Source organism: Methylobacterium sp. GC_Met_3, from assembly GCF_026540775.1.
Taxonomy (GTDB): domain Bacteria; phylum Pseudomonadota; class Alphaproteobacteria; order Rhizobiales; family Beijerinckiaceae; genus Methylobacterium.
On the sequence record NZ_JALNUL010000011.1, the window covers coordinates 62,267 to 87,514 of the forward strand.

23 protein-coding genes are annotated in these 25,248 nt (G+C 68.8%); 11 read left to right on the top strand and 12 right to left on the bottom strand.

Features of this window, described 5'->3' with window-relative positions:
• Nucleotides 1-640: 640 nt before the first annotated feature.
• The 5 genes from OXS27_RS15500 to OXS27_RS15520 all read right to left on the bottom strand — a co-directional run bounded on the left by OXS27_RS15500 (nt 641) and on the right by OXS27_RS15520 (nt 5,022).
• On the bottom strand, nt 641-2,275 hold the full coding sequence (locus OXS27_RS15500; protein ID WP_267357259.1) for a porin: 1,635 nt from the start codon (nt 2,273-2,275) through the stop codon (nt 641-643).
• A gap of 406 nt (nt 2,276-2,681) precedes the next feature.
• On the bottom strand, nt 2,682-3,371 hold the full coding sequence (locus OXS27_RS15505) for a metal ABC transporter permease (RefSeq protein WP_267357261.1): 690 nt from the start codon (nt 3,369-3,371) through the stop codon (nt 2,682-2,684).
• Nucleotides 3,372-3,495: 124 nt separating this feature from the next.
• The gene (locus OXS27_RS15510) at nt 3,496-3,774 is read right to left on the bottom strand and encodes a LysR family transcriptional regulator (RefSeq protein WP_267406941.1); all 279 of its coding nucleotides are present in this window, start codon (nt 3,772-3,774) and stop codon (nt 3,496-3,498) included.
• A 107-nt stretch (nt 3,775-3,881) separates the two neighbouring features.
• Nucleotides 3,882-4,481, bottom strand: a complete 600-nt coding sequence (locus tag OXS27_RS15515) for a HupE/UreJ family protein (RefSeq protein WP_267357263.1) — start codon at nt 4,479-4,481, stop codon at nt 3,882-3,884.
• A gap of 265 nt (nt 4,482-4,746) precedes the next feature.
• Nucleotides 4,747-5,022 carry a hypothetical protein gene (locus tag OXS27_RS15520; RefSeq protein ID WP_267357265.1) on the bottom strand — a complete coding sequence of 92 codons (276 nt, stop codon included), beginning with the start codon at nt 5,020-5,022 and terminating at the stop codon, nt 4,747-4,749.
• Between the two features lie 70 nt (nt 5,023-5,092).
• On the opposite strand from OXS27_RS15520, the gene OXS27_RS15525 reads away from it, so the two are divergent.
• The 6 genes from OXS27_RS15525 (at nt 5,093) to ggt (ending at nt 12,370) form a co-directional block, all read left to right on the top strand.
• Entirely contained in the window at nt 5,093-6,580 is a 1,488-nt protein-coding gene (locus OXS27_RS15525) for an ABC transporter substrate-binding protein (protein ID WP_267357267.1), read from the top strand.
• Nucleotides 6,580-7,524: an ABC transporter permease gene (locus tag OXS27_RS15530; RefSeq protein ID WP_243917330.1), complete on the top strand. Its 945-nt coding sequence runs from the start codon at nt 6,580-6,582 to the stop codon at nt 7,522-7,524. Before OXS27_RS15525 ends, OXS27_RS15530 begins: the two co-directional genes overlap by 1 nt.
• A gap of 241 nt (nt 7,525-7,765) precedes the next feature.
• Entirely contained in the window at nt 7,766-8,680 is a 915-nt protein-coding gene (locus tag OXS27_RS15535) for an ABC transporter permease (RefSeq protein ID WP_267357270.1), read from the top strand.
• Nucleotides 8,677-9,693 (top strand): ABC transporter ATP-binding protein, encoded by a 1,017-nt coding sequence (locus OXS27_RS15540; RefSeq protein WP_243916482.1) that lies wholly within the window; start codon nt 8,677-8,679, stop codon nt 9,691-9,693. Before OXS27_RS15535 ends, OXS27_RS15540 begins: the two co-directional genes overlap by 4 nt.
• The gene (locus OXS27_RS15545) at nt 9,690-10,607 is read left to right on the top strand and encodes an ATP-binding cassette domain-containing protein (protein ID WP_243916483.1); all 918 of its coding nucleotides are present in this window, start codon (nt 9,690-9,692) and stop codon (nt 10,605-10,607) included. Before OXS27_RS15540 ends, OXS27_RS15545 begins: the two co-directional genes overlap by 4 nt.
• Nucleotides 10,608-10,768: 161 nt before the next feature.
• The gene (gene ggt, locus OXS27_RS15550) at nt 10,769-12,370 is read left to right on the top strand and encodes a gamma-glutamyltransferase (RefSeq protein ID WP_267357273.1); all 1,602 of its coding nucleotides are present in this window, start codon (nt 10,769-10,771) and stop codon (nt 12,368-12,370) included.
• A gap of 89 nt (nt 12,371-12,459) precedes the next feature.
• Here ggt and prfB read toward each other — a convergent pair.
• Nucleotides 12,460-13,588, bottom strand: a protein-coding gene (gene prfB, locus OXS27_RS15555) for a peptide chain release factor 2 (protein WP_243916485.1) whose coding sequence is annotated in 2 segments (ribosomal slippage) — nt 12,460-13,518 and nt 13,520-13,588 — 1,128 coding nt in all. Because the reading frame shifts where the segments join, the coding sequence is not laid out codon by codon here.
• 188 nt (nt 13,589-13,776) lie between these two features.
• Here prfB and OXS27_RS15560 point away from each other — a divergent pair.
• Nucleotides 13,777-14,115: a DUF3140 domain-containing protein gene (locus OXS27_RS15560; protein ID WP_267357275.1), complete on the top strand. Its 339-nt coding sequence runs from the start codon at nt 13,777-13,779 to the stop codon at nt 14,113-14,115.
• A gap of 169 nt (nt 14,116-14,284) precedes the next feature.
• Here OXS27_RS15560 and OXS27_RS15565 read toward each other — a convergent pair whose 3' ends face one another.
• Together OXS27_RS15565 and OXS27_RS15570 are read right to left on the bottom strand one after the other, a co-directional pair.
• Entirely contained in the window at nt 14,285-14,644 is a 360-nt protein-coding gene (locus tag OXS27_RS15565) for a hypothetical protein (protein WP_243916487.1), read from the bottom strand.
• Nucleotides 14,645-14,755: 111 nt separating this feature from the next.
• Nucleotides 14,756-14,968, bottom strand: a complete 213-nt coding sequence (locus tag OXS27_RS15570; RefSeq protein ID WP_243916488.1) for a hypothetical protein — start codon at nt 14,966-14,968, stop codon at nt 14,756-14,758.
• A gap of 418 nt (nt 14,969-15,386) precedes the next feature.
• Here OXS27_RS15570 and OXS27_RS15575 point away from each other — a divergent pair, with 418 nt between their 5' ends.
• Nucleotides 15,387-15,794: a hypothetical protein gene (locus OXS27_RS15575; RefSeq protein ID WP_267357277.1), complete on the top strand. Its 408-nt coding sequence runs from the start codon at nt 15,387-15,389 to the stop codon at nt 15,792-15,794.
• A gap of 69 nt (nt 15,795-15,863) precedes the next feature.
• On the opposite strand, the gene OXS27_RS15580 is transcribed toward OXS27_RS15575, so the two are convergent.
• Together OXS27_RS15580 and OXS27_RS15585 are read right to left on the bottom strand one after the other, a co-directional pair.
• A complete protein-coding gene (locus tag OXS27_RS15580; RefSeq protein ID WP_243916490.1) occupies nt 15,864-17,081 on the bottom strand; it encodes an LL-diaminopimelate aminotransferase in 1,218 nt (405 codons plus the stop codon).
• A gap of 112 nt (nt 17,082-17,193) precedes the next feature.
• Entirely contained in the window at nt 17,194-17,592 is a 399-nt protein-coding gene (locus OXS27_RS15585) for a hypothetical protein (RefSeq protein ID WP_267357280.1), read from the bottom strand.
• A 218-nt stretch (nt 17,593-17,810) separates the two neighbouring features.
• Between OXS27_RS15585 and phaC the strand changes: the two genes are divergently transcribed.
• Nucleotides 17,811-19,592: a class I poly(R)-hydroxyalkanoic acid synthase gene (gene phaC, locus OXS27_RS15590; protein ID WP_243916550.1), complete on the top strand. Its 1,782-nt coding sequence runs from the start codon at nt 17,811-17,813 to the stop codon at nt 19,590-19,592.
• Between the two features lie 166 nt (nt 19,593-19,758).
• Here the strand turns inward: phaC and OXS27_RS15595 are convergent, their stop codons facing one another.
• Nucleotides 19,759-21,072 carry a porin gene (locus tag OXS27_RS15595; protein WP_243916551.1) on the bottom strand — a complete coding sequence of 438 codons (1,314 nt, stop codon included), beginning with the start codon at nt 21,070-21,072 and terminating at the stop codon, nt 19,759-19,761.
• A gap of 416 nt (nt 21,073-21,488) precedes the next feature.
• On the opposite strand from OXS27_RS15595, the gene OXS27_RS15600 reads away from it, so the two are divergent.
• Nucleotides 21,489-22,373 (top strand): fumarylacetoacetate hydrolase family protein, encoded by an 885-nt coding sequence (locus tag OXS27_RS15600; protein ID WP_243916491.1) that lies wholly within the window; start codon nt 21,489-21,491, stop codon nt 22,371-22,373.
• Between the two features lie 44 nt (nt 22,374-22,417).
• On the top strand, nt 22,418-23,419 hold the full coding sequence (bioB, locus tag OXS27_RS15605) for a biotin synthase BioB (protein ID WP_267357282.1): 1,002 nt from the start codon (nt 22,418-22,420) through the stop codon (nt 23,417-23,419).
• A 30-nt stretch (nt 23,420-23,449) separates the two neighbouring features.
• On the opposite strand, the gene OXS27_RS15610 is transcribed toward bioB, so the two are convergent.
• Nucleotides 23,450-24,904 carry a HAMP domain-containing sensor histidine kinase gene (locus OXS27_RS15610; RefSeq protein WP_267357284.1) on the bottom strand — a complete coding sequence of 485 codons (1,455 nt, stop codon included), beginning with the start codon at nt 24,902-24,904 and terminating at the stop codon, nt 23,450-23,452.
• Nucleotides 24,905-25,248 lie beyond the last annotated feature (344 nt).

Sequence of the window (25,248 nt, forward strand, 5' to 3'; positions counted from 1 at the left end):
TATCTATCTTGTTTTGAGCAGCAGAAGTGCAATTCAGGTGGCCATTGTTTTGTCGCGGTCTACGGCGCGCCCGAACCGCGACGGCACGGTCGCGGCGGCGCTGATCTGCACCCTAGGCGGGCAACGCCCACCTCTGCGCACAACCGATTTGGAAATGACGTCGCCACCGCGGATCCCACGCGGAGTGCCTAGCGATTCTGATTCTCGACCGGATCGCGGCGCGACCGCGCTTTGCGTCAGGGATGCTCGCATCGCGCGCCCGCGCGGCCACCCCTTGGAGCCGCGGCTCGGCTCACCTTGCGCCGAGGGGCAAACGCCACCGGGCTGCCAAAGCGGCCCGGGCGAGGAGTCCGACAGGTATCGTCAAGGATGCTGCCCCGCGCTGATCCGGCCCGCGCAAACACGGAAAATCCGGGTCGCAACGCTCCGGTTCAGCATCGGCGGGAATTTGCGCCGCGCTGGCCCGGTCCCGCGTACGGCGCCATTGGGCCTCAAGGCGGCGCGGATGCGCTCGGCCTTACCTACGGTACGCGCGGGATCGTCGAACCACCCGGCGCAACAAAAAAGGCCCGGCCGAAGCCGAGCCTTGCGCTGTGATGGATGAGGCAAGCGGCCGGGGCAGAAGCCCCGGCGCCTGGGATCAGAAGTCGCGCTGGACGCGGAACCGGACCTGCGAGACCGAGTCCTGCGTGGCGGTACGGACCGCGAAGGTACCGTTGTTGATGCCGGCGACGTTGGCGTAGGCGGTCGGGCTCTTGTCGAGATCGATCGCCCGGCCGTTCTTCAGGCCGATCTGGGTGTAGAACGCCTCCACGCCGATATCGAGATCCTTGACCGGCGACCAGATGATGCTGCCACCTGCCACGAACTGGTAGGTGTCGCGCAGCGCCTGGCTCAGGTTGTAGAACCGGGTGCCGGGCGTGCCGACGGCGTTGGCGCCGAACGGGTTGCTGCCGGCCAGCGTGCTGGTGAGGTTGTAGATCGCGCCCTGGGCGAGGCGCGCGCCCTGGCCGAAGCTCTGCTCGCCGTAGGAACCGAAGAAGGCCGAGCGCCACTCCGGCGACCAGTAGTGGAGGTACGACGCGACCGCCGTGAAGCTGGTCGAGGTCTGCAGCTGGCCGGTGAACGGGTTGATGGTCGCGTCCGAGAAGTACTGGGCGAACTTCTGACCCTGGATGGTCGTGGTGCTTTGCGTGTACGAGCCGGTGTAGGCGGAGTAGCCGGTGTAGAGCTGCGCGCCCTCGCCGTAGGCACCCTGCAGGTACAGGGCGTCGCCCGGGGCGATGAACGGGGTGTTGATCTTCAGGCCGCCCTGGACCGCGAACCCTTGAACGTTGCGGGTATGCGCCGGGGCGACGATCGGACCGGTGCCGGTGCTGGCGGCGGTCGAGAGGTTGCCGACGTTCAGCTCGTGGGTGGCGGCCGAGAGCTGGGCCGAGCCCCAGGCCTGATCGAGGCGCACGACGCCGACGAAGTCGGGCAGGCGCGAGCGCTCGATGCTGTCGATGTTACCGAAACGGCCCGGGCCGACGAAGACCGGGGTCGGCTGGTTGGTCACGCCGAAGTTCGACACGGCGCCGGTGTTGACCGTCGCGGAGATGTTAGTCGGCGAGAAGATCGGGGTACGGCGGAAGACCGGATCTTCGATCGAGATCGTGGCCGACAGGCCGTTGCCGACCGTGGCGGTGTAGGCCAGCAGGTTGGTCGAGAACACGTCCGAACCGGCGGTCGCGCCGGCGAACTCGAAGTCGTGGGCGTAGAAGTCGAAGAACGACGACGCGCGACCGGCGGTCAGACCCGCGAACTGGATGAACGCCTTGTCGACGTTCATGTACTGCTGGTCGCGGCCGAAGCTGTCGGTGCCTATGCCGGCATAGGCCTGGCCGATCCGCTGCTGCGTGCCGGAGGTGCCGACGCCGGAGTAACCGGTGCGGGCGCCGGCATCGAGACGCACGAAGGCGCGGAGCGTGCCGTAGGCGGTCTGGGTGCGGGCATCGAGGTTGATGCGCATCCGGCCCTGGTAGCCGGACGTGTCACCGACGCCGTTCTGACGCGAGTAGCTGGTCTGGTATCCGCCCTCGAACCGGGCACGGCCCGAGACGCGCAGGCAGGTATCGGTGCCGGGGATGTAGAAGAAGCCGGCGCCGTAGGCGGTGCAGACGCGGACGTATTCGATCGGCACGGCCTTCTTGACCGGCAGATCGGCGGCGTGCGCGGCGCCCACCGCTGCGAACGCAGCAGCCGACCCGAGCAACGAGCCCTTCAAGAGCTTCATCGATATCTCCAAAGCTTCGAGACCCAATAATGCGGACGTGCCCGGTTAACCGGGTCTAGCCGCACGTTTTGTAGATTTGGCCTGCGTCTTGGGCGGCAGGCTCTTGCGGGCTCTCGCTTGGCGATGCCCCCGTGCACCCTCACCATGTGCGAACGGGTTACGGGCGGCAACGTGGATTCTCGCTTACGGCCCCGGTTCCGACTGCATGTTGCCTGCTGGCAACAATTTCGGAGCGCATTGGCCACTAACCCGTGTCCGGGGGCCGGTTTCGCGCGAATTTTCAGAGCGTCTTCGGACTCGAATAGCCCAGCGCCCGTATTCGCGCGCCGGACGAATCGCGCGCAGGGCCTCCTGCAGCCGTGGTTGCTGCGGGCCCTGCGCGCGACAGCCGCGTTACATTGCCGGCTTACATGGGCGGGGTCAGGCCGTCCTTGCCGACGGCGACCCGGCGGGCCGTGAGATGGCCGTCATCTTCGCGCGCGACGAGCACGAAGGCCCGCGCACCCGGTGTGAGGGCCGCGGCGTCGGCCGGCGCGAAGCTGACGACGGGCGCCTGCGGGGGCACCAGGACCTGGATGGACTGGCCCTTGCCGTAATCCACCGTCAGCGTCCGCTCGGCTCCGCCGCCGCTCGCCGTCACGGTACCGTTGGTCATCGCGCTCTTCACCCGGGGGGCGTCGGGGGCGGTCGAGCGGACGTCGGCCTTCACGGTGCCGTTGGTCATCGCGCTCTTCACCCGGGCGCCGCCGGCCGTGTGGTCCGCGATCATGTCCCAGTCGTAATGCCCCTCGCCGGTGCCGCGCATCGCCTCGGGGAACAGAACGACTTCCAGTGCCACCGGGGGCTGGCCCTTGGTGGCCGTGCCGATGAACACGCCGTCCTTGATCTGATCGAGGCTCGCCGGGATGACCCACGAGACCTTCGCGTCCGCCGGCAGCGCGACCACTTCGGACTTGCCGTCGAGGGTCTTCAGCGTGAAGCCACCCTGATCGACCGCCTCCACTGTTCCCCGCAGGCGTTCAACCTTCGGGGCCGCCTGCGCCGCCGTTGTGACAGCCAGTAGGCTCATCAGGGCGAGCGTCGTGTACTTAGCCATGTGGGGTCCTCTTGTTGCCGCCGGGATCGTCGCGACCGGCAGCACGTGGGGCAGCGTGCGCTGCATTCAGCCCCTGGAGGCCTGTGACACGCACGCTCGCTTATCGCGCCCACGCCCGGGCCGGTTACATGTCCCCCGCCTGCCCCAGCCGGTTCAAGTACGGAGCGGCCGCCACTTCAGCGGCGGTTTCGACGGCGCGGTACCGGGCCACGACATCGGCCCCGAACTCCGAGAGGCGTGCGCCGCCTCCCGCCCGTCCGCCGGTCTGTGCCTCGACCACCGGGCGGCCGAAACCGGTGTTCATCGCCTCGACCAGCAGCCATGCCCGGCGATACGACATGCCCAGGGCACGGCCGGCGCCGGCAATGGACCCGTGCTCGGCGATCAGTTCGAGCAGACGCACTTTGCCGGGACCGAGCCGGTGCCCGGGCCCCAGATCGATGCGGATACTCAGGCGCGGCTCCGACCCCGTATCGGGCGCGCGCGCCGCAGACGGGTCGGCCGCCTCGGTCAGGCGGGCAGCACCAGCAGGGCGAGGCCCGCCATCGCGACGCCGGCCCCGAGGACCGGCGCGGCCCGGGTCGCGCCCAGGCGGGCACCGGCCATGCCAAGGCCGATCCCGGCCGCATGGAGGAGCGCGGTCGCCGCCAGGAAGCCAAAGCCGAACGACAGGCCGGAGGCGGTCTCCGGCATCTCGGCCCCGTGTGCGTAGCCGTGGAACACCGCGAACACCCCGACCAGGGCGGCGAGCAGGGCCACCGGCGCCCGCAGGCCGACCATGACGGCGAGGCCGAAAACCACGATGGAGAGCGCGATCCCGGTCTCGGCGTAGGGCAGCGCGATCCCCGCCATGCCGAGCCCCGCCCCCGCGCTCATCAGTGCCAGGAAGGACAGGGGCAGCGCCCAGAGAGCCCGCCCGCCCCGGAGGGCTGCCAGCAGGCCGACCGCGACCATCGCCAGCACGTGATCGACCCCCATCAGCGGGTGCAGGAACCCCGCCTCCGCACCGATGGCGGCGCCATGACCCGGATGCGCGAGCGCCGCCTGCGGCAGCACCGCAAGAACGGCCGGGAGGGCGGCGGCGAGGGATGCGGAGAGATGACGCTTCATGGGATGTCCTTCGCTGATCCTGAATATTGTAGCGCCCATCCGCCGCCGCTGCGAGGGCCGCGGGCGTGTCGCTGTTCTATAAGGTCATCGCCCTATGACGGCGCTGGGCTCGAACGGCCTCAGATACCCTCACCTTGTGGGTGCCCTGCCGCATCATCCGGGCCATTGTCCGGTCGACCCGGATCGTTGCGCAGAGTTCCAGCGTCCGATCGATCAGCACTGCCACGCCGGACGCCGAGATGGCGAGCACCGGCCCCGAGACGGCTTAGCCGTCCTCCAGTGTCACCGCGGTGATCTTCTCCTTCGGGACGATACGAGGGTGTACCCGAACCGGGGGGCTGGGATCCGGCGCCCGGGCCAGCGTGACGAACTCGCGCGCGAGGTCCGTCAGGGCAGGCCGGTGGCCGCGTACCGAATATCCGAACAGCCGCAGCGCGACACGTCGCTGACGCCGTTTTGCCGGTTTGGATAAAAGATGCAGCTTGATCGTCTGGCATGGATGCTGCCTTGGGATTGTGCATGCCACGGCGGTGCGCGACATTCTTCGCCGCCTCCGGATCGGCCGCGGCCGATCGCATCCCGCCACCCGCGCCAGCCTCCGGACCGATTTCATGTTGCGTCTCGCCGCCTGCCTCCTCGCCGGACTGATTGTGTCCGGGCCCGCCGCGGCACAGACCCTGCGCTACGGCATGATGGAGGATCCGGACGCCCTCGACCCGACGCTGGCCCGCACCTTCGCGAGCCGGATGGTGTTTGCCGCCCTGTGCGACAAGCTCGTGGATATCGGGCCCGACCTGAAGCCGGTGCCGCAGCTCGCGACCTCCTGGGAGTTGTCGCCGGACGAAAAGGCGCTGACCCTGCACCTGCGCCCGGGCGTCCTGTTCCACGACGGCGAAAAGCTCGACGCGGCGGCGGCCAAGTACTCGATCGAGCGACATATGAAGATGCCGGGCTCGCAGCGCCGCTCGGAGATCGCGCCGATCGACTCCGTCGACGTGGTCGACGACCTCACATTCCGCATCAACCTGAAGCAGCCGTTCGCGCCGTTGCTCGCGCAGTTCACCGACCGCGCCGGCATGATGGTCTCGCCCAGGGCCGCCGAGCGGCTCGGTGACAAGTTCGCCTCCGCGCCGGTCTGCGCGGGCCCGTACAAGTTCGTCGAGCGGGTGCCGCAGGACCGGATCGTGGTCGAGCGCTTCCCCGACTACTGGAACAAGGACGCGATCCAGATCCAGCGGATCGAGTTCCGGCCGATCCCCGACGCCACCGTGCGGCTCACCAACCTGCGCGCCGGGCAGCTCGACCTGCTGGAGCGGCTCGCCCCGACCGACGTGCCGCAGGTGAAGCGGGACGCCAAGCTGAAGCTCGATTCGACCACCGAACTCGGCTTCCAGGAGATCCTGTTCAACCCCCACAAGGCCGGCTCGCCGGTCTCCGACCCGAAGGTGCGCGCCGCCTTCGAGGCCGCCATCGACCGCAACGCCATCAATCAGGTGGTCTATAACGGCGAGTTCCTGGCCGGGAACCAGTGGGTCAACCCGAAGAACCCGAACTACGTCGCCGAGTACCCGATCCCGAAGCGGGATGTCGCCAAGGCCAAGGCGCTGCTCGCCGAGGCCGGCAAGCCGAACCCGCAGATCACGCTCACCGTCTACGCCAACAGCGAGTCGCCGCAGGTGGGCCAGGTGATCCAGGCCATGACCAAGGAGGCGGGCTTCGACGTGAAGATCCAGGCGGTGGACTTCACCACGGCGCTGGATGCCGCCGACAAGGGCAATTTCGAGGCGCAGCTCTATTCGTGGAGCGGCCGCTCCGACCCGGACGGCAACACGTTCAGCTTCCTCGCCTGCAAGGCGGCGCTGAACTATCCCAAATACTGCAGCCCGGAGGCCGACGCGGCCCTCCAGGCCGAGCGCGGCACCATCGACCCGGCGAAGCGCAAGGCCGCCTGGAAGGCGCTGGCCGATCACGTGCTGACCGACCGGCCGGGCATCTACATCCTGCACCGCAAGCTGCTCTGGGCCTACAGCCAGAAGATCACCGGCTTCGTGCCCTATCCCGACGGGCTCGTGCGCTTCCCTGGCCTGAAGCTGAACTGATGCTGCGCTTCCTAGCCCGACGCCTCGCTTTGGCGGTCCCGACGCTGATCCTGGCCTCGATGATCATCTTCGCCCTGCAGCAATTGCTGCCCGGCGACGTCGCCACGGCGCTGACCGGGGAAGAGCGCGATCCGCAGGTGATCGCCTTCATCCGCGAAAAGTACCACCTCGATGAGCCCCTGCCGGTCCGCTACGCCTACTGGGCCAACGGCGTGCTGCGGGGCGATCTCGGCGAGTCGATCCGGCTGCAGAAGCCGGTCTCGGAGCTGATCGTCGAGAAACTGCCGGTGACGCTGGAACTCGCCTGCTTGGCGATGCTGGTGGCGCTCGCCATCGGCGTGCCGATGGGCGTGCTGTCGGCGGTCAAGCGCGGTCAGGCCGCCGACACGATCGCCAACGGCATCGCCCTGTGGGGCCTGTCGGTGCCGAATTTCTGGCTCGGGATCCTGCTGATCCTGCTATTCTCGGTGGAGCTGGGCTGGCTACCGGCCTCGGGCTACGTCTCGCCGTTCGAGAGCCTGTCGGACAACCTCGCCGCCATGGTGATGCCGGCCTTCGTGCTCGGCAACGCCATCGCGGCGGTGATGATGCGCCACACCCGCGCGGCGATGCTGGGCGTGCTCGGCTCCGACTACGTCCGCACCGCCCGCGCCAAGGGCGTCTCGCCCCTGCGGGTGACCCTGCGGCACGCCCTGCCCAACGCCGCGATCCCGATCATTACGCTGGGCGCGCTGGAATTCGGGCAGCTCCTGTCCGGGGCGGTGCTGACCGAGCAGGTGTTTTCCGTGCCGGGCTTCGGCAAGCTGATGGTCGATGCCGTGTTCAACCGGGATTTCGCCACCGTCCAGGGCGTCGTGATCTGCACCGCCGCCACCTACATCGCCCTGAACCTCGCCGCCGACCTGCTCTCGGCGGCCGTGAACCCGAAGCTGAGGCGGGCATGAGCGGTATGTTTGAGCGCGACGCCTCTCCTCCCCCTTCTGCGGGGGAGGGTGGCCCCTGCGTCAGCAGGGGTCGGGAGAGGGGAGCGCGGCTTCCGAATGCGGCGCGACCTTCCCGTAGCACTGAGCTTTGTTCTGCACCGTCGCTCCCCTCTCCCGACTCCCTTCGGGGGCCACCCTCCCCCGCAGAGGGGGGAGGGAGAGCGCGTGTCAGTGTCGTCGCTGCCACCTGCGCGAGCCCCCGATGAGCACCGGCACCCCCATCGCCGAGGTGACCGGCCTCGCCGCGCCCATCGGAGCCCCCGCCCTCATCCAGGAACCCGGGACCCTCACGGCGTTCTGGCGCCGCCTGCGCGCCCGCCGGAGCGCTGTCGCGGGGCTCGTCATCGTCGGCCTGCTGATCCTGATGGCGGTCTTCGCCCCCTGGATCGCCCCCTACGACCCAACCGCTACCGACTGGGCCAACGTCCGCGGGCACCCAAGCTTTGCGCACCCGTTCGGCGGCGACGAGGTCGGACGCGACGTGCTTTCGCGGATCATCTTCGGCGCCCGCGCCTCGCTGGGCGCCGGCCTCGTCTCGGTGGCGCTGGCCGTATCCCTCGGCCTGCCGCTCGGATTGCTCGCCGGCTACGCGGGCGGCTGGATCGACGGCGTGATCTCACGGCTCACCGACGCGCTCCTGGCGATCCCGTTCCTGATCCTGGCGATCGCACTGGCCGCTTTCCTCGGCCCGAGCCTCGTCAACGCGATGATCGCGATCGGCCTCTCGGCGACCTCGACCTTCATCCGGCTGACCCGGGCGCAGGTGCGCGCCGTGGCGGCCGAGGAGTTCGTTGAGGCGGCGCGCGCCATGGGCAACCCGCCCTGGCGGATCGCCCGGGTCCACATCCTGCCCAACATCGTCCCGGCGATCCTCGTCCAGGCGACGCTCACCATCGCGGCCGCGATCATCGCGGAAGCGAGCCTGTCGTTCCTCGGCCTGGGCCAGCAGCCGCCCGAGCCGTCCTGGGGCGCGATGCTCAACACCGCCAAGAACTTCATGGACCAAGCGCCCTGGATGGCGATCTGGCCCGGCCTGTCCATCTTCCTGGCCGTGCTCGCCTTCAACCTGTTCGGCGACGGCCTGCGGGACGCCCTCGACCCGAGGCAGCGGACATGACCAAGCCCCTCCTGGATGTCCGCGACCTCGCGGTCGCCTTCGACACCGATGGCGGCGCGGTCCACGCGGTCAACGGCGTGTCCTACACCCTACACGAGGGCGAGACGCTGGGGATCGTCGGCGAGTCCGGCTCCGGCAAGAGCGTGCATGTGCTGGCCATGCTCGGCCTGATCCCGCGCCCGCCGGGCCGCATCACCGGCGGGCAGGTGCTGTTCGAGGGCCGGGACCTGCTCGCCCTGAAGGAGCGCGAACTCCGGAAGATCCGCGGCGGCGCGATCGGCTTCGTGTTCCAGGATCCGATGAGTTCGCTGAACCCGGGCATGACCGTCTCGGCGCAGATCGTCGAGCCCCTGCGGATCCATCTCGGCCTCGACGCCCGCGCGGCCCGCGCCCGGGCCAAGGAGCTGCTCGACCTCGTGCGCATCCCGAACGCGGCGGCGCGCCTCGACCAGTACCCGCACGAATTCTCGGGCGGCCAACGCCAGCGGGTGATGATCGCCATCGGCCTCAGCTGCCGGCCGAAGCTGCTGATCGCCGACGAGGCGACCACCGCGCTGGACGTCACCGTCCAGGCCGAGATCGTCGCGCTGGTGCAGGAATTGAAGCGCGAACTCGGCATGGCGATCATCTGGATCACCCACGATCTCGGCGTGGTAGCGGGCATCAGCGACACCGTGCAGGTGATGTATGCCGGTCGGATCCTCGAGCGCGGCCCGGTGGACGACATTTTCGCCGATCCCCGCAACGCCTACACGCTGGGGCTGCTGCGCTCTCTGCCGGACCTGAGCGCCGGCCGCGCCGGGCGCCGCCGCCTCCACCAGATCGAGGGCGCGCCGCCGGACATGCGCCACCCGCCGCCGGGTGATCCGTTCGCGCCGCGCAACGCCTTCGCGACCCCGCGCTGCCGGGCGGAGATGCCGCCCCTGGCTCAGGCGCCAGGCGCCGCCCCCGGCCACCTCGTCGCCGCTTGGTACGATTTGCCGAACCTGCTGGCGCAGGAGGCCACGCGATGAGCGGGCAGAATTATCCGATCGTCTCGGTGCGCGACCTGTCCAAGCACTATCCCCTGCGCTCGTGGTGGGGTGGCAAGGAATCCGTGTTTCGTGCCGTCGAGGGCGTGAGCTTCGACATCCGCCCCGGAGAGACCCTGGGCCTCGTCGGCGAATCCGGCTCCGGCAAGTCGACCATCGGCCGGGCCGTGACGATGCTCAACCCGCCGACCTCGGGCACCATCGCGTTCGAGGGCACCGACCTCGCCAAGCTCTCAGCGAGCGCCATGCGCAAGATGCGCGCCCGGATCCAGACGGTGTTTCAAGACCCCTACGCGGCCCTCAACCCACGGATGAGCGCCGGGGACTACGTCGCGGAGGCGTTCAAGCTGCATCGGCGCGACATGCGAGGCCCCGAGCGGCGGGAAGCGGTGGCGGCCCTGTTCCAACGGGTCGGGCTCGATCCCCGCTTCATGGGCCGCTACCCGCACCAATTCTCGGGCGGCCAGCGCCAGCGGATCTGCATCGCCCGCGCGATCGCCCTCAAACCCAGCTTCATCGTCGCCGACGAGCCGATCGCAGCGCTCGACGTCTCGATCCAGGCGCAGGTGGTGAACCTGCTGCAGGATCTACAGGACGAGATGGGCCTGTCCTACCTGTTCATCTCCCACGACCTGCGGATGGTACGCTACCTCTGCCACCGGGTGGCGGTGCTCTGGCGCGGGCGGATCGTCGAGCTGGCCGAGGCCGACGCGCTCTACGCGGATCCGCGCCATCCCTACACGCGCCGCCTGCTCGCCGCAGTTCCGGTGCCGCACCCGGCCGAGGAGCGCGCCCGCCTCGCCGCGCGAGACCTCGGGGGCCACGACCAGCCGCCGGACGGACCGCTCACCGAGGTGGCACCGGGGCACTGGGTGGCGCTACCGGGCGCCGGGTAACTATGGCGCACGCGTCTCTCCTCCCCCTTGCGGGGAGGAGCCGGAGGTGGGGGTGGTGCAGAAGGAACCGCACTGCTCGATCCTGAACCACCCCCACCCCTAACCCCTCCCCGCAAGGGGGAGGGGAAACGTTGGACGACTCGGAAACGACAGGACATCCCGTGAGAGACTTCTCCGCCCCCGGCCGCTCCCCGGTCTACGCCGCCAACGCCGCCGTCGCGACCTCGCACCCGCTCTCGACGCTCGCCGCCATCGAGGTGCTGCGCGCGGGCGGCAACGCCGTCGATGCCGGCATCGCGGCGGTCGCCGTGCAATGCGTGGTCGATCCGCTGATGACCGGCATCGGCGGCGACTGTTTTGCGCTGTATGCCCCCGCGGGCGCCACGAAGCCGATTGCCCTCGACGGCTCGGGCCGGGCGCCCGCCGCCGCGACGCCCGACTGGTACGCCGAGCACGGCGTCACGATCACGCCGACCTCGCCGCACGCCGTGACGGTACCGGGCGCCGTCGCGGCCTGGGATCTTCTGGTGCGCGAGCACGGCACCCGCTCCCTCGGCGAGTTGCTCCAGCCGGCGATCCGCTACGCCGAGGACGGGTTCGTCATCCAGCAACGGGTCGGCTGGGACTGGCACCGGGGCGCCGAGCGCGTGGCGACCGATCCGCACGCTGCCGCGACCTACCTGCCCGGCGGACAGGTGCCGGCGATCGGCAGCGTCCTGCGCCTGCCGAAGCTCGCAGCCACGCTCCGTCGCATCGCTGAGGACGGCGCGCGCGCCTTCTATACCGGGCCCGTGGCCGAGGACATGGTGAGCCGGCTTAACGCCCTCGGCGGCCTGCACACCTTGGACGACTTCGCCGCAGCCCGGCCCGACTTGGTCGTGCCGGTCTCGACCCGCTACCGCGGCTACGATGTCTACGAGTGTCCGCCTGCCGGCCAGGGCTTGGCCGCGCTGATGATGCTCAACGTGCTGTCCCACTACGATGTCGGCGCGCTGTCGGAGCTCGACCGGCTGCATCTGTTCGCCGAGGTATGCAAGCAGGGCTACCATCATCGCGACGTGCTGTTCGGAGACGCCGCCCTCGCCAACGTGCCGATCGAGCACCTGCTCTCCGACGCCTGGAAAGCCGCCGCCCACGGGGCGATCGACATGGGCCGGGCCCAGGAGCCGAAGATCTATCCCGAGATCGCCCGCGAGATGGCCGAGGGCCGCGCCCACAAGGACACGGTCTATCTCTGCATCGTCGACCGGGACGGCAACGCGCTGTCGCTGATCAACTCGATCTTCCAGGGGTTCGGGTCCGGAATCCTGGCACCCGAGAGCGGCGTGCTGCTGCACAATCGCGGCCTGTCCTTCCGCACCGAGGGCGGCCACCCGAACAGCGTCGGACCGGGCAAGCGGCCGATGCACACGATCATCCCCGGCATCCTGATGAAGGACGGGCAGGCGGTCGCACCGTTCGGCGTCATGGGCGGCCATTACCAGGCCATGGGCCATGTCGAGCTGCTCTCGGGCCTCCTCGACCGCGGCCTCGACGTGCAGGAGGCCCTCGATGCGCCCCGCAGCTTCGCCTATGGCGGGACCTTGGAGGTTGAGGGCGGGATCTCCGACGCCGTGATGGCGGGGCTGAAGCAGCGCGGCCATCCGGCGATCCGGGCGCCGCTGCCGCTCGGCGGCGGTCAGGTCATCTGGATCGACCGCAAGTCCGGCACGCTGGCGGCGGGATCGGACCCGCGCAAGGACGGGGCGGCGCTGGGGTATTGAAGGCGGTTCGTGGGCGCCGCCTCAAGCGCGACGTCCTCCCTCCCCCGCGGAGGGGGGAGGGAGATCCTGCGGAGCTGTCCGCGCCCTGATCAATCGATATCCTCGACCGCCTCCATACCGCCAAAGACCCGCTGGGCGAGCGAGGCTTCCATGAACGGGTCGATGTCGCCGTCGAGCACCTCGTCCGGATCCGTGGACTGCGTGCCCGTGCGCAGATCCTTCACCAGCTGATACGGCTGCAGCACGTAGGACCGGATCTGGTGGCCCCAGCCGATATCGGTCTTGGAGGCGGCCTCGGCATTGGCCTTCTCCTCGCGCTTCTTCAGCTCGGCCTCGTACATCCGGGCGCGCAGCATGTTCCAGGCGGTCGCCCGGTTCTTGTGCTGCGAGCGCTCCTGCTGGCACGCCACCACGATCCCGGTGGGATTGTGGGTGATGCGCACCGCCGAGTCGGTGGTGTTGACGTGCTGGCCGCCGGCGCCGGACGACCGGTAGGTGTCGATCCGGCAGTCGGATTCCTTGATCTCGATCTCGATCCGGTCGTCGATCACCGGGTAGACCCAGACGCTGGCGAAGCTCGTGTGCCGCCGGGCGCTGGAATCGTAGGGCGAGATCCGCACCAGTCGGTGCACGCCGGACTCGGTCTTGAGCCAGCCATAGGCGTTGTGGCCCTTGATCAGGAGCGTGGCGCCCTTGATCCCGGCCTCTTCGCCGTCGGTCATCTCGACGATTTCGACCTTGTACTTCCGGCGCTCGGCCCAGCGGGCGTACATGCGCTGGAGCATGTTGGCCCAGTCCTGGCTCTCGGTGCCGCCGGCCCCGGCATGCACTTCGAGATAGGTGTCGAAGCCGTCGGCCTCGCCGGACAGCAGGGTCTCGACCTGCCGGCTCGCGGCCTCCTTCTCGACGGCCAGGATCGCAGCCTCGCCCTCGCGGATCGAGGATTCGTCACCCTCCATCTCGCCGAGTTCGATCAGCGTGGCGCCGTCCTCGAGATCGCGCTCGAGCTTCTTGATCGCCGTGACCGCCTCGTCGAGTTGCTGGCGCTCGCGCATGACGTTCTGGGCGGCCTCGGCATCGTTCCAGAGGTCGGGGTTCTCGGAAGCTGCGTTCAGCTCCGCGAGGCGTTTATCGACTGTATCCCAGTCAAAGATGCCTCCTCAGCAGCCCTATAGACTGCTTGGCGGCATCCGAGGCTTGCTCGATCTCGGCGCGCATCTGGTTCTTCGGAAAACGTGTGAGGCTGGTCGGGCCGGGGTGATACCCGCCGGGGGCCGGACTGTAAACGCCACCGCGCCGCCGTATGAGCGCTCCGTGCGGCGGCCGACCGCAGGGAGGGGAGCGACCCCACCGGCCCCGGACGCGTTGGTGTCGACACCTGACGGGGCAAACGGAGGACCGGATCGATGGCAGAGGCCGACCACGGCGAGACCTGGAAGGACTTCAACGAAGCGGTCAACATGACGCCGGCGGCGCTGAAGAAACACCTCGACAGCGAGGCCAGCCAGGAGGTCGGCCAGAAGAAGGACGGCGATGAATCGACCGGCCACGAGATGGGCCGGCGCATCCTGGCGATCAAGGACACGAAGAAGGCCGACCTGACCGACGACGACTATGCCGCCATGCGCAAGGTCGTGGGCTACGTCCACCGCCATCTCAAGCAGGGCGGCGCGGCCCGGAAGGACCCCGACTCGCCCTGGCGGCTCTCGTTGATGAACTGGGGCCACGATCCGCACAAGGATTGAGAGCCCGTTCGACCTGAGCGCACGGTCGTCCGATGCATCAAAGGCCGAGTTCCGGTTTCGAAAGGTCGAGACCTTTCGCGGGTCCAGGGCGGCGCCTTGGAAAGGACTTCAGGGCTCTGCCCTGAAAACCCGCCCAAGGGCTCGCCCTTGGGAAACCCGGATAACCGGCTCAGTAGCGCGGGGGGACGACGTAGGACGGGGCGATCACGTATTCCTTCGGCCGCTTGCGCGCCCCGAACCGGCCCTCGGTGATCTGGTCGTTGTAGTAGTCGAACCCGGTGTAGCCGAAGCCGCCGCCGTTCATCACCTCGGCCACGGGGATCGCGGGCTGGGCGAGATCGGGGCGGCCCGGCGGCACGACCACCGTGCAGCAGCCCTCGGTGTCCAGGACCGTCGGTCCGTTCGGCGCCGTGAACACGTAGGATGGCCCGCGATACGACCCTGGCGCGTAGGCGGCGTCGGAGGCCGAGGCGCCCTGCCCTGCCACGAGAGCGAGGAGTCCGGCGGCGATCAGGGTCTTGGTGCTCACGCGATGCTCCGTCACAGGCCGGCTGGGCCGGCAACTCCCGAACAGTCTAGCTGATCGCGGCCGAATTGTCCGGCTCTTCCGACCCGACCGGTTAGCGAATGGTCGGCCGGATCAGCCCCGGGCGCGCAGGACCACTTGCGGGCTCGCCGGAACCGGCTTGCAATCCGAGATGAAGGCGTTGAGCGGCAACGGCTTCGAATCACAGGCGTAGACATCCGTCGGGCCGGGCGCCGGGATCGGATCGCGGGCGATGATTGGGTTCGGCGCACAGGCCGAAGCCGCGGCGGCGAGCAGCAGGGCGGCGATCAGGTTCAGGCGGCGCATGCTTCTCTCGGGACGCGGGGGGACCCCTCCCCTGACCCTGGCCATCGCAATCCGCACTGACAAGCGCCGGCGCGGGACAGCAGCACCTTTGGCGGAGCCTGTCGCGCCGCGGCAACAATCAGGGCGGGCGCACCCGGAGAACGGAATGCGGGCATCGAGCCGCGTCTGCGTTCCGTTTCATGAGGCAGTGGCCATGGCAGGGTCGGGTTCGACAACACAGTTTCACGATATCGAAGAACAGATTAAAACGAGACTAGCTTCGATAGGCGAGATGGAAATAGATTCCATGATCTTTTGGTTTGATCTCTTAGTATAAAATGGCATAAATCAGGACTAAAATCAGCGCTTTGCGCTTTCTTAACCATCCAGACCTAGGATCTGCTCGTGTCCTGATGCAAACCAGCCTGGAACAAAAGCCATGAGATCGTCCCTCGCATCGTTGATGGCTGACGGGCTCAAGTTTTTGGCCGTCGGCCGTGCCAAAAGCGTTCCCCCCACAGGCTTCGACGGTGAGATCGCGGTTGCGGCCCAGGTTTTCGCGGATGGCTTGGCCGAGATGTGGGCGGCCCGGCGCGATGCGGCGACGGCGCGGCCTTCGGACCCGGCGAGCAGGCGCGCCCTGCTCGACTCGATCACGAACCGGGCCGGCATCCTAACCGCGCGGACGACCGCACCGGCGGCGCAGCCCGGCACGGCCGGCGGCTTCGCACCGGCCGGGGCGTCGATTCACGACCTCGCCCGCAGGGTCCGGGCGGCCCAGACGCTGGCGCCGCACCCTGCGAACAGGCGTACGGCGGAACTTCGGGCCTCCGGCAGCGCGGCTTAGGTCACCGCCGGAGACCCGAGCGTCGCACCGCGGAGGGCGCGACGCCGGCCGGTTCGCGTCGGGTCGGCCTTATCCGGCCCGCACCATCGGCACGACGTTGTGCAGGGTCTTGTCGGTGCCGTCGAAGAAACGACGCACGTTGCGGGCGGCCTGGCGGATGCGCTGCTCGTTCTCGACAAGCGCGATGCGCACGTACTCGTCGCCGAATTCGCCGAAGCCGATGCCGGGCGCCACCGCCACGTCGGATTTTTCCAGCAGCAGCTTCGAGAATTCGAGGCTGCCCATCTCCCGGTAGCGCTCGGGGATCGGCACCCAGGCGAACATCGAGGCCGCGGGCGAGGGAATCGTCCAGCCGGCCTTGCCGAAGGATTCGACCAGCGCGTCGCGGCGCTTCCGGTAGATGCTGCGCATCTCGTTGATGCAATCGTCCGGCCCGTTGAGGGCTGCGGTCGCGGCGACCTGGATCGGCGTGAAGGCGCCGTAATCGAGGTAGGACTTCACCCGGGTCAGCGCCGAGAGCAGGCGCTCGTTGCCGACCGCGAAGCCCATGCGCCAGCCGGCCATCGAGTAGGTCTTCGACAGCGAGGTGAACTCCACCGTGCAATCGATCGCGCCCGGCACCTGCAGGACGGAGGGCGGCGGATTGCCGTCGAAATAGACCTCCGCGTAGGCGAGGTCCGACAGCAGGATCAGCTCGTGCCGCTTCGCGAAGGCCACGAGGTCCGTGTAGAAATCGAGGTCCGCCACGTAGGCGGTGGGGTTTGACGGGTAGCACACCACCAGAGCGACCGGCTTCGGGATGGAGTGGCGCATGGCCCGCTCCAGCAGCGGGAACATCGCCGGGGTCGGCTCGGCCGGCACGGAGCGGATCACGCCGCCCGCCATCAGGAAGCCGAAGGCGTGGATCGGGTAGCTCGGGTTGGGCACCAGCACGACATCGCCCGGGGCGGTGATCGCCTGGGCCATGTTGGCGAAGCCTTCCTTGGAGCCGAGCGTCGCCACGACCTGCGTGTCGGGGTTCAGGGTCACGCCGAAGCGGCGCTGATAGTAGCCGGCCTGGGCCTTGCGGAGCCCGGCAATGCCCTTGGAGGCGGAATAGCGGTCGGTGCGCGGGCGCCCGGCGGTCTCGCACAGCTTGGCGATGACGTGCTTCGGAGCATCGAGATCGGGGTTGCCCATGCCGAGATCGATGATGTCGGCGCCCTGCGCGCGGGCGGCGGCCTTGATCCGGTTGACCTGCTCGAAGACGTAAGGCGGCAATCGCTTGATGCGGTGAAAGTCGGTCATGGGCCTGTCCATCGGCGCGCCCCGGAGCTGGCGTCTCTCATTCGTGCCGGTCGCGCGAACCAAAGACTCTAGCAGACTTACGGGCCGCCGCCGACCCACAAAACCGTGGCTTTTACGGAGGCGGGGGCGCCGGCTTGATCGTGGCCGCCGCGCCCTGGCCGGCGCTCGCGGCGGCACGGCCGCGCGCCACGTTGCGACCGCGCGCGCTCTCCAGCTCAGCCTCCAATTCCTTCTGGCCGGTCGCGGACTTTGCCCGGATCGGGCGCTTCGGCGCGTCGACGCCGACAGGCATGTAGTCCGGCGCGGCCTTGCTGCGGGTTTCGGCCACGAAGTCCGGCGCCGCCACGACCCTTGGCCCATAGCCCGCATCGGAGGCGAGCGAGCGCACGACGTCGCCCGAGCAGGCGGCCAGCGATCCGGCGAGGAGTGCGAAAAGCGCCGCCCGGATGAATGCCGGGTGCCGGCCGGGATCACGGAGGCAGGATCCGGGGTTCAAAGAGGGTCGATCCATAGTCACATGTCCATGAGAAGACGCGCGGGCATGAGAAGATCGGCCGGATGTTTCGATCGCGTTCGTGAGCGCACTGGCGAAAACTCTGGCTCGCTCTTTATTTTGTCGGAAACGCGGCCCCTGCGCGGGTCGACGGATAAACCCACAGGGAGGCACGTTTGACCAGCCCTCAGGCGCCGGACCGGACCGCCCCTCCGAAACCGCCGACCAGCGGCGCGATGCCGGCTGGCGTCAGCCCGGCCTTGCCGGACTTCGAGGCGCTGTCGCGCAACGCCGGACAGTTCATGGAGGCGATGGGCCGCAATGTCGGCCGTCTGCTTCAACCCGACGCCCAGGCCGGCGCCCCCGGCGGGGACATGAACGAGGCCGCCAAGGTCCTCCAGCAGGTGGCCGAGGCTTGGCTCACCGACCCGAACAAGAGCGCCGAGGCCCAGGCCCGCCTGTCCCAGGCCTTCTTGAATCTCTGGGGCTCGACCTACCTGCGCCTTCAGGGCCAGCCGGCCGATCCCGTGGCGCTCCCCGAGCCGCGGGACGCGCGTTTCGCGCACGCCGATTGGTCCACCAACCCGTATTTCGACTTCCTCAAGCAGGCCTACCTGATCGGCACCCGCTGGGCCGAAGGGCTGGTCGAGGAGGCCGACGGGCTGGACGCGCATACGCGTCACAAGGCGCAGTTTTACCTGCGCCAGTTCACCAGCATGCTCTCGCCCTCGAACTTCCTGCCGACCAACCCGGAATTGATCCGCCACACCCTGCAGGAGAATGGCGCCAATCTCGTCCGCGGCCTGAAGATGTACGAGGAGGATCTTGAGGCCGGCGGCGGGCAATTGCGCGTGCGCCAGACCGATCCCAGCGGCTTCGAGGTCGGCAAGAACGTGGCGGTCACCCCAGGTGAGGTCGTGTTCCGCAACGACCTGATCGAGCTGATCCAGTACACCCCCACCACCGAGACCGTCCTGCGGCGCCCATTTTTGATGGTGCCGCCCTGGATCAACAAGTTCTACATCCTCGATCTCAATCCCCAGAAGAGCTTCTTCAAGTGGATGGTCGACCAGGGACTGACGGTGTTCTGCATCTCGTGGGTGAACCCGGATGCGCGCCACGCCGACAAGGACTTCGAATCCTACATGCGGGAGGGGATCGAGGCGGCGATCGACGCGATCGGGGTCGCCACCGGCGAGAGCGAGGTGACGGCTGCCGGCTATTGCGTCGGCGGCACGCTGCTCTCCGTGACGCTCGCCATGCAGGCGGCCACCGGCAACCGGCGGATCAAGAGCGCGACGCTGCTGACCACCCAGGTCGACTTCACGCATGCAGGTGACCTGAAGGTTTTTGCCGACGAGGACCAGATCCGCCAGATCGAGGCCCGCATGGAGCAGCAGGGCTACCTGGAGGGCGCCCAGATGGCGAACGCCTTCAACATGCTCCGGCCGAACGACCTGATCTGGCCCTACATCGTCAACAACTACATCAAAGGCAAGGCGCCCACGGCCTTCGATCTGCTGTACTGGAACTCCGACGCGACCCGGATGCCGGCGGCGAACCATTCATTCTACCTGCGCAACTGCTATCTGAACAACACGCTGGCGCAGGGCCGGATGGTGCTGGGCAATGTCCGGCTGGACCTCAAGAAGGTGCAGATCCCGATCTTCAACCTCGCCACGCGCGAGGATCACATCGCGCCGGCGCTCTCGGTGTTCGAGGGTTCGAAGGTGTTCGGCGGCAAGGTCGATTTCGTGCTCGCGGGCTCCGGCCACATCGCGGGAGTGGTCAACCACCCGGCGAAGCCAAAATACGGCTACTGGACCGGCGGACCGGTGAAGGGGACGCTGGAATCCTGGATCGAAGCCGCGGTGGAAACCAAGGGCTCGTGGTGGCCCTACTGGTTCCAGTGGATCGAGGCCCAGGCCCCCGAGCGGGTCCCGGCCCGCAAGCCGGGCGGCGACGCGCTGCAATCGCTGGGGCCGGCCCCGGGGACTTATGTGCGGATGCGCGCCTGAGGCAACGGGTCTGGAAAGCAGATCAGGATCGGCCGGAGCCTCCTCTTGTCGTTCCGGGCGAGGCACTGGGACCCAGACCAGCGTAAGATCCGCAAGCGTTCCGTCGGATGGAATGGCAGCGCTGCGCTCGCAGGGACGAGCGCAGCGAAACCGCTGAGCGGGTGCCTCAGTACTTCCGCACCAGCGGCGCGGGGGCCGGCGCCGGCGGGGCGCCGAACACGTAGCGGAAGCCCACCGAGACGATGTCGGCGCTCGAATCGACCACGCCCGCGAAGGCGATGTTGCCGACATTGTAGTCGCGCCCGATGCCGGCCAGGATCCGCGACCGGTCGAGGAAGAAGTGCGAGTAGGCGGCGTTGAGGGTCAGCTTCTCGTTCCACCGATAGCTGGCGCCGACCGAGACGTTGTAGCGGTCGCCATCGGGCAGGCGCACCGAGCGGTTGGAGAAGTCGATCGGCGAGGTCTCGTAGGCGAAGCCGGTGCGCAGGGTTAGATTCGGCGCGGCGTCGTACTCGGCACCGATCGAGTAGGTGTAGCCGTCCTTGTAGTTCAGCGGCAGCGAAGTGACCGGAAGGCCGAGCGACTTCGAGACGATGCCGATATTGCCGAGCCTCGACCAGTTGTCCCATTCGAAGCCGAGGTTGACCCGTGCCACCGGCGAGATCGCCTGGGTCAGGCCGACGCTCAGCTTATCGGGGGTGTTGAGCTTGGCGCGGACCTGACCGGCTGCTCGGGCCAGGGCGACCAGCGGCACGCCGATCGAGCCGTCGATATCGTGGTGCACCGAGGAGCGGTAGCCGATGCCCAGCACGGTCCCGTCGCGCGGCGTGATCGTGGCGCCTGCGGTGAAGCCCGCACCCCAGGACTCACCCTTGAGGAAGGAGCTCGGATAGACGGTCGGCTGGATGCCGGGGATCGGCAGCGCCTGCCGCAGGGTCAGGCGAAAATATTCGATGTTTGGACCGGCGGCGACGGACAGCCACTCGTTGACCTTGAAGCCGATCACCGGGTTGAAGGCGAGCGAGAAGATCCGCGACGAGCGTCCGTAGACCTCACCGGCCCAGACCTGCCGCGGCTTGGTCACGAGGCCGAACGGCGCCCCGGTCGAGAGGCCGAGCCAGAGGCGGTCGTTGAGCTGGTAGGAGGTCGCCCCCGCCGGCACGACCGCGCCCTGGCCGATATCGCCGGATCCGCCGAGGCGGGCGAATCCCGGATTGGTGCCGACATCCGGCCGGATCGTGGAGGACAGGCCGATATAGGTGAAGTTCTGCTCCGCGACGAAGCCCGGGTTCATCGTGATCGTCGCGGGATTCCAGAAGATCGAGGAGACGCCGCCCGAACCCGCCGCGGCGCCGGCCCAGGCGAGCCCCTGCGCCTGGGTACTCTGCTCCCGGATCCCGAACGCGCCCGCATGCGCCGCCCCGGCGCCGAGGACCATCGCTGTCGCCGCGAGCATCGCCGCGCGCACCGTCCCGCCCATCTCGTCCCCCAAGCCCTTCGACCCTGTTGGGCACCGTCGAGTGTTCGTGACTCGTTATGCGGCACCGCTTCGCTCATGGTGCCAATTCCGAGGGCAAAACCGCAACGACAATCGGTCATTCCTGCGCGAAGACGAAGCATGCCGAGAGACCTAGAGTACGCTCAAGGATGCTGCAGTTATTTTGGGAACGACTGTTTTTACGAGATCCTATCCTGAGTTCCGCCGCACACGCGCATGCAGGAACAATAGATCAACAAACGGGTAGATATGCACTTTTCCGCCGGTGCGTTGCTCGGCGGCAACACGTGCGCGGACACCGGTCCGCAGCGTTCGCGCTTGCGCCTGGACCGGCGCCCGGCCATGGTCCCGGCGACCGGCGGAGACCGGTTCCAGGGTAGGAATTCAGGAGCGCGGCGATGAAGCTCTTCCGGCACGGTCCGAGCGGCGACGAGAAGCCCGGCCTCGTGGACGCGAGCGGGGGCCTGCGCGACCTCTCGAGCGTCGTCCGCGACATCGCCGGACCGGCGCTGTCCCCCGAATCGCTCGCGCGGCTGCGGGCGTTGGATCCCGAGACCCTTCCGAAGCTGCCGCCGGACGTGCGGCTCGGCCCCTGCGTGGGCGGCACCCGCAACGTGGTGGCGATCGGCCTGAACTTCGCCGACCACGCCGCCGAGACCGGATCGCCGATCCCCGCCGAGCCGATCATCTTCAACAAGGCGCCGTCGAGCCTGTGCGGCCCGAACGACGCGGTGATCCTGCCCAAGGGCTCGTCCTGCACCGATTGGGAGGTGGAACTCGCCGTGGTGATCGGCCGGCGTGCCAGCTACGTCCACGCCAACGAGGCGCTGAACTACGTGGCGGGCGCCTGCATCTGCAACGACGTCTCCGAGCGCGACTGGCAGATGAACCGCGGCCCGACCTGGACCAAGGGCAAGAGCGCGCCGACTTTCGGGCCGCTGGGCCCCTGGCTGGTGACGCTGGACGAGATCCCGGACCTCAAGAACCTCGCCATGAGCCTCGACGTGAACGGCGAGCGCCGGCAGACCGGCTCGACCGCGACCATGATCTTCGACGTGCCCCAGCTCGTCGCCTACACGTCGCACTTCATGCTGCTGGAGCCCGGCGACGTCATCACCACCGGCACGCCGCCGGGCGTCGGCCTCGGCATGAAGCCGCCGCGCTACCTGAAGGCCGGCGACGAGATGGTGCTGCGGATCGAGCGGCTCGGCGATCAGCGCCAGACCGTGATCGCCTTCGACGACTGGACCGCCAAGGTCTCGGCCGGCGAGCCGACCGACTGAGCCGGGTGCTTGATTTTTTTGCGCCGATCCCACTCAAAGGCACCATGAGCCAAGTCACCACCCCGCACCCGCAGGACATCCGCCACGATTGGACCGTGGCGCAGATCCAGGCGATCCACGACCTGCCGCTGCTCGATCTCGTGCATCGGGCCGCCACCGTGCATCGGGCGTACAACGACCCGGCCGATGTCCAGCGCGCGAGCCTGCTGTCGATCAAGACCGGCGGCTGCCCGGAGGATTGCGGCTACTGCTCGCAATCGGCCCACCACAAGGAGACTGGGCTGCCGCGCCAGCGCCTGATGCCGGTGGAGACCGTGCTGGCCGAGGCCGCCGCCGCCAAGGCGTCCGGCGCGACCCGGTTCTGCATGGGCGCGGCGTGGCGCAGCCCCAAGGACGGGCCGGATTTCGATGCGGTGCTGGCCATGGTGCGCGGCGTGCGCGGCCTTGGCATGGAGGCCTGCGTCACGCTCGGCATGCTGACCGCGAGCCAGGCCGAGCGCCTCGCTGAGGCCGGGCTGACGGCCTACAACCACAACCTCGATACCGGGCCGGACTATTACGACAAGATCGTCTCCACCCGGACCTACGAAGACCGGCTGAATACGCTGGATCGGGTACGCGAAGCGGGGATCGGCGTCTGCTGCGGCGGCATCATCGGCCTGGGCGAGGGATCGAGCGACCGCGTGGCGATGCTGCACGTGCTGGCCAACCACGCACCCCATCCGGAGAGCGTGCCGATCAACGCGCTGGCGGCGGTTGCCGGCACGCCCCTGGGCGACACAGCCGAGGCGATCGACCCGTTCGACGTAGTGCGCATGTGCGCGACCGCCCGCATCGTGATGCCCCGGGCCCGGGTCCGGCTCAGCGCCGGCCGGCGGGCGCTCAGCCGCGAAGCCCAGGCTCTCTGCTTCCTGGCGGGCGCCAACTCGATTTTCTACGGCGAGCGGCTGCTCACGACTGCCAACGCTGAGGCGGACGCGGATGCTGCGCTGCTGGCCGATCTCGGCATTCGCGTCGCCGAACCGGTCCTGGCGGCTGCGGAATAAAGCTCCGTCCCGAGGGACGGAGTAGGGGCTTCAGCCCTCGGCCAGCACGATCCGGAACCGCGCCCCGCCCTCGCAGGTGTCGAGGGTCAGCGTGCCGCCCATGATCCCGATCAGCTCGGCGGCGATCGGCAGGCCGAGCCCCGTTCCACCGGACCGCGTCGAGCCCGCAAAGGGCGCGAACAGGTTTTCCCGGGCGCGCGCCGGGAGGCCGGGTCCGTTATCGGCGACCAGAATGGTGATCCGCCCCGGTTCCTCGCGGGCGGCCGTGACCCGCACCGTGGCGTCGGCGACCTTGGCGCCGTCGAGGGCCTGTACGGCGTTGCGGACAAGGTTGGCCAACGCCCGCCCCAGCTGCTCCGGATCGGCCTGGACGGACAGGCCGCCCACCGCCACCGCCACCGCCACGGGATGTGCCGAGAGCGCGGCGAGATCCGGGAGTTCCGCGAAGATCGGCGCCAGCGGTGTCCTGACGAGGCGCGGCGCCCGCTCGCTCACCCGGCCATAGGCGAGCGTCGCCTCGCAGAAGCGGATCGCGCGGGCGAGCGTGCCGACGAGGCGCGGCGCGACGCGCTGGACCGTGGGATCGGCGGTGCCTTCCAGGCGATCACCGAGCAATTGCGCCCCGGTCAGGAGATTGCGCAACTCGTGGCTGATCTTGCTGACGGCGAGGCCCAGCTCGGCCAGCCGCCGCTTCTGGCGGAGCTGATCGGCGAGGCTGCGCTGCATCTGCCCGAGTGCCAGCTCGGCCTGTCCAATCTCGTCGCTGCGGCGGGACGGCGCGATGATCCGGCCTGCATCCTCCGGATCGTCCGCGAAGGCGGTGATGCTGGTGACCAGCCGCCGCACCGGGCGCACGATCAGGACCTGCAGCACCACGAAGACCAGCCCCGCCGCCGACGCCGCGATAATCAGCGAGGAGACCAGCAGCCGCAGGGCGTAATCGACCATGGCCGAGCGGAGCGGCGCCTCGTCGAGCAGGATCTCGACTCGATCGAAGCCGATCCCCCCCTCCCCGACCACGCGGATCGGCTCCTGCGTCGGGGCCACCAGGGTCCGCCACGCCCCGCGGATCGCCGAGAAAGCCGTGACGTCGCGCAGGTCGACGGTATCGGCGACGCGTTCCGGCACAGCCTCGATGGCGAGCAGGCGCTGGGTGCCGCCGCCGCGGACCGCGATGGCGCGGGCGTTGACGCCGGCAAGCAGCCGACTCTCCAGCGCCTCCGAGACCGGCTCGCCCGTCCGGCCGTCGAGGACCAGGGCGGCGACCTGCGCGGCCGCCAGCCGGTCGGACATCCACTCGATCCGGTAATTGGCCACGGCCGGCACGTAGGTCAGCACCTCCGCCACCACCACGAACGCCACGGTGACGAGGAACAGCCGGCCGGACAGGCCCAGGCGCAGCCTGCGCCGGTCGGACCCGTCGCGGATCTGGGCCGGGACTGGCACGGCAGCCGTCGCGACCGCGGTGTCGGACTCGAGCGCCATATCGGTCACGCTCCGCGCGGGCGTCGCGGAGGCGGATCGAGACGGCGGTGGTTGCTCGAGCCGGTTCCGGCCTTCGCGGGGGACATGTTCACAAGCCACGGTTTTGCAGGCGATACAGCCTCTAGGCCGTGAGCACTATAATGTAATGGCCCGCGAGCGGTTGCATCTGCCATCGCCACCGGATTCGCGGTCGGGAGCCATCCGTGTGTCCTGGCGCGGTCACGCGCTCGTATTGCGATCCGGCGGATCCGAACATGTGAACCGACACCCCAAGTGCCGTTTCGGCGCGCCCTGCACGTGGGAATAGCGGCAAGTCGTTGTTTTGACGCAGGCTCTCGCGTCGA